Annotated in this window: 5 protein-coding genes; 2 read left to right on the top strand and 3 right to left on the bottom strand. The window is 50.2% G+C overall.

Annotation, left to right across the window (positions count from 1 at the left end):
- Positions 1-462: 462 nt before the first annotated feature.
- Complete coding sequence (locus CHB65_RS16510; RefSeq protein ID WP_143420477.1) at positions 463-687, bottom strand: hypothetical protein; 225 nt, start codon at positions 685-687, stop codon at positions 463-465.
- A 35-nt stretch (positions 688-722) separates the two neighbouring features.
- Between CHB65_RS16510 and CHB65_RS16505 the strand changes: the two genes are divergently transcribed.
- The gene (locus tag CHB65_RS16505) at positions 723-1,145 is read left to right on the top strand and encodes a response regulator (RefSeq protein ID WP_089386106.1); all 423 of its coding nucleotides are present in this window, start codon (positions 723-725) and stop codon (positions 1,143-1,145) included.
- A gap of 107 nt (positions 1,146-1,252) precedes the next feature.
- On the top strand, positions 1,253-1,693 hold the full coding sequence (locus CHB65_RS16500) for a response regulator (RefSeq protein WP_179213715.1): 441 nt from the start codon (positions 1,253-1,255) through the stop codon (positions 1,691-1,693).
- Between the two features lie 17 nt (positions 1,694-1,710).
- Here the strand turns inward: CHB65_RS16500 and CHB65_RS16495 are convergent, their stop codons facing one another.
- Both CHB65_RS16495 and CHB65_RS16490 read right to left on the bottom strand, forming a co-directional pair.
- Positions 1,711-3,645, bottom strand: coding sequence for an archaea-specific SMC-related protein (locus tag CHB65_RS16495; RefSeq protein ID WP_179213714.1), 1,935 nt, complete (start codon positions 3,643-3,645; stop codon positions 1,711-1,713).
- A gap of 100 nt (positions 3,646-3,745) precedes the next feature.
- Entirely contained in the window at positions 3,746-4,261 is a 516-nt protein-coding gene (locus tag CHB65_RS16490) for a hypothetical protein (RefSeq protein WP_143420476.1), read from the bottom strand.
- Positions 4,262-4,311: the final 50 nt, after the last annotated feature.

Below are 4,311 nucleotides of genomic sequence, written 5' to 3'. Positions count from 1 at the left end.
AGAGACGGATTTCGGATGTCAAACCAATCTGTCTCTTCGCTTTCTACAGCAATAACGCAGTCGTAGCCGTTGCGTCTAGCGAAACTACAGAGCCGAGACTCATGGATGGACGTGTAAGGGGTCATCGAACAGTTCGAATACCCAATTCACCGCGACTGTTGATCATTCAGTACAGAGCACGTACCATCTTCAGATGAAGAGAGAACTAACTTGTTCCAGGGACTTAAATAAATTAAAAGGGTTTGGAAATGCATGTCACACGCTCCCAAACCCCCCTTCGTTTCGATTGGAAAGGTCAGTCGTCGATCTTGTGCCAGTCTTCTTCGTACCTTGCACAAAGATAGCCAGTACATCCGTCTACATTATCCGAAGGTGTGTATGCGGCTTGGAACCTGCACGGTCATCATCAAACTGCAGGATCGGAGGCTCCGACTGTCACGGCTCAGTCGCTAGCGGCTGGCGTCACTTGGCGGAAAGGACCGTCAGTACGGCGAGCGCCGCAAGCGCCAGAAACGCCTCTTCGAAGAATCCGCGGTCGGCCGCCGCTCCGACGAGGACCGGGCTCATCGCGCCGACGGTAAACGAGATCGTCCGAAGAATTCCGAACCTGGTTCTTTGAATGTCGTCGGGGTGTGAGAGGATCAGGTGCGTCTGGATCACCGTTACAAAGCCGAGAAACGTACTCAAACATACTTAAGATAATACGACACACAAGGATTGACATGGATGAGCGGATTAACGTTCTCTATGTGGATGACAACCCTCGGTCTCTATCGGTGAGCGGACAACAGCTGGCAGAAGACGAGCGAATTGAACTGGAAACTGCCACTACCGCTACAGAAGGCAAAAAACTGCTTGACAAGACTGAATACGACTGCGTTGTCAGTGATATACAGATGCCGGAACAGGATGGGTTCGATTTCCTCGAAACGATCAGGGAAAGCCATCCGAACGTTCCATTTATCTTTTATAGCTCTATTCAGTCGGAAGAAATGATCAAAAAAGTACTCAATTCGGAGGCGACCGATTTTGTTCCAAAGTCTATCGGTACGGTTTCTCACCATCTCCTCAGTAGACGAATTGTTATTGCAGTCGAACACTGTCAAACGAAGCAGTATATCAAGGAACTTGAATCACTGCAGTAATTATTTCGATTACTAGATTCAGATATTTATATGATCATAGACAAATTCGCATGCTATTCTACAAGTGTAGAGAGTAATTATATCTACAGAGCATGTGCAGGTGTGGTATGGAAACACAGCATCAAATTCTATTCGTCTACGATAATGCTGCAGCACTAGAAGCACGCACAGAGATACTGAACACCTATACTCAGCTTAGAGTAAAAATGGCCACAAATGTGGCTGAAGCTCGATCTGAACTCTTACGGGACAGATATGATTGCGTCATCAGTGGCTACACGTACCGGAACAGCACAGGCCTTGAATTCCTGCGTGAGGTGAGAGAAGATCACCCAACACTGCCATTTCTTCTCCTGGCAGACGAGTTACATCCAGACATAATCAGGGATGCATTCGACGCAGAACTGACTGATTACGTCACGCCACAAATATGCCAAGCGTCATATGATCTACTCGTTCACCGAATCGAACAAGCAATCGAACTGGTCAAAGATCCCATACAGAAGCAAGATACCAACCGGCTTGCTATCAATGGAAATTCGGCATAACAGCAGAGAGAATCACTTCAAACGAGGACATCTTCGATGTGAAGTTGTCTTATACCGTCGGGGAACGCACCGCTGTCTTCTGGATGCGCCGTCACCAGCAAATAATCAGTATGCTCTGAAAGATACGATGTCAGTTTGTTCGTTCGTTCGGCGTCAATGGACTCTATCGCGTCAAGGAGAATGAATGGGATAGATTCTCTGACGTCGTGGACAATATAGCCTGCAACGGCGAGGACGATTCCGATCACCTCACGTTCGCTTGTGCTCAATGTTCGTATCGTATCTTCGTAGGCCTGTCCATCTTCGGTCGTGCGGACCACGTGGAGTACGAACCCGTCAGCACGTCCTGTCGTGTACTCGCCGACCTTCCGCTCTACCCAGACGCGCTTGATGTTATCATACGCTAATTCGTCGATAACCTCGGCCATCACTGTATTTATTGTATCGACCGTCTCACACTCGATGTCGTAGATCCGCGTCCGGAGCTGTTCCAGACGGTCGTTGAGTTCATCGTATCCGGTCTCCAGTGATTCACGGTCCGAAACCGTCTCCGTTATGTCCTCAATTTTAGCTTCGATGTCCTCAATCTGGCTCTCGATCTGGCCGCGTTCGTAGGTCAATTCGTTCACACGCTCGTGCAGTTCGACGTACGCGTTGTCCGTCTCGTCTTCAACATCTGCAGCTTTCGCTTCCAGCGATTCGATCTCGGATTCGAGATCGCGCTGTTGAGATTCGAGCTGATCAATCGTCGATTTAGTTCCCTCAATTTCGTTTTTGAGTGTCCGCATTCGTTCCCGCAATCGTTTGATGTCGCGTTTCTGCTCGCGTCGTCGTTGTAGCGTTGTCTGTAGCTCGTCGATTTCGTTTTCGATGTCGTCACGCGTGCGTCGTTTCTCCGCAACGGCGTCCTGGAGGTGCTTGACCTGTTCGTTGATTACGTCTTCCGTTACGGTGCCTCCACACATGAGACAGTCGACTTCATCGTCTCGGTGCAACGCATCTGTCAAGTGTTCAGCATCGTCGGCGTCGTCTGCTTTCGGGAGTGTAATTTCGTCGCGACTGAGTGTCTTTCTACTCGCGTCGACGATCGTCTGGAGTAACTGGATCGTACTGTCGATGGTGCGCTTACGCGAACGGAGGTCGTCAATGCGCGCTTCGAGTTCAGTTTCATCCTTCGGATCGACATCTCCAGTCTTGTCTTTTAGATCAGATTCTACGGTTTTGATCTCGTCTCGATAACTCTCGAGTACCTGCCGTTGTGTCTCTACGGTGTTCGCGACGTCACGGTAATCCGACCGTCTCGCCTCGAGTTGTTCAAGCACGTCGTCGTCCCTCCCGTCTCGTTCGTCATCTAGTGATTCGATTTCCGCTCGCGTCTCTTCGATAGTTTCGACGACATCGTCGAGGTTGTTGCGTAATTCCGACCGCTTAGACCGGAGCTCTGGGAGCCGTTTCTCGAGTTCGTCGTAGTGCTGTAGTGTCTCTTCTGTCTCGGCACGGTCTCGTTTAACCTGCTTGATTTCGACGTCGATCTGGTCGGTGTCAACCGGTTTCATGAGCTGTTCGTACAGTTCGGTTTCATCCATCCGCTCGACGCTCTCGCGCAGAGGGTTGTCCTCAAGTAATCGAACGAACTGATCACAGATGTCTGTCTGGTCTGTCAACGTACGCGACTGGACTGTTGTGGTTCCATCTGTCCGGTCGATCTCGACCGTGTATTCCTCGTCATTGACTACCAGCTTCACCCGCCCCTCGTCGGCGTCCGTTTTGGGTTCAGGAACACGAGCACCCAGAGCACCAGCAATTGCAGAGAACAGTGACGAACGATTGGACGCGTTCTCCCCATAGAATACGTTTATCCCATCGTGTAAAACGAGTGAAGCACGCTCGATACCACCGATGTTTTCGACCGTGACCGGGATTTCACTCTCGTTTGCCAGTCTCTGTCCCATAATACAATTTCGGTATAGGAGTATAAAGAATGAGCGGTCAACTAGCTGAGTTCGTATTAGATATTAACGGAAAGTGTCGGAGAACGAATGTGAGTCAGCACTATCCGATCGAAAGTGAGCGTTCGTTCCGCAGGACAAACTGATTCTGTGAGGGAACGTAATTGGCCCACTCCGGTTTTGAAACGACGACGTATCCCTGCTCTGCCGGACGGTCAACAAGTTCGTTCCCGACTCTCATGTGAACCGACTGCAGTATCTTTCGCATCGTTTCGTCCGTGACGCCAGCCCCCTCAAAGAGCTGCTTCCATCCGTCCCCAGTCGTATCAAGCAACACGAGTAGGTCGTGCTGGACTGAGACGACCTCAAACGGATCGAAGGCAATTTCTACGGTGTCTTCTGGTGGGTTGAGAAAGAGCGGTACCTCAAGGGCGGACTGGATATAATCGAGTGCGACCTGTACCTCCTCCAAGATCGTCTCCGCTTCTTCTGATCCCGAATCACCTGCCCAAAAATATACTTCATCTCGGGCTTGCTCGGTGGATATCGGTATCAGTGTTCTCTTTGTCCTCTCGGCGGTGTTCAGATAAGGATGAAGAGTGAGGCGGTGCGTTTTCAAAGTGATCTATGCCCGAAAACGACCGCCTCAACGGCTGTTTGAACGAGATT

The organism is Halorubrum vacuolatum, assembly GCF_900188065.1.
In the GTDB taxonomy this organism is placed as follows: Archaea; Halobacteriota; Halobacteria; order Halobacteriales; family Haloferacaceae; genus Halorubrum; species Halorubrum vacuolatum.
Note: the sequence above shows the minus strand (reverse complement) of the source record. Positions and strands in the feature narration are given on the sequence as shown.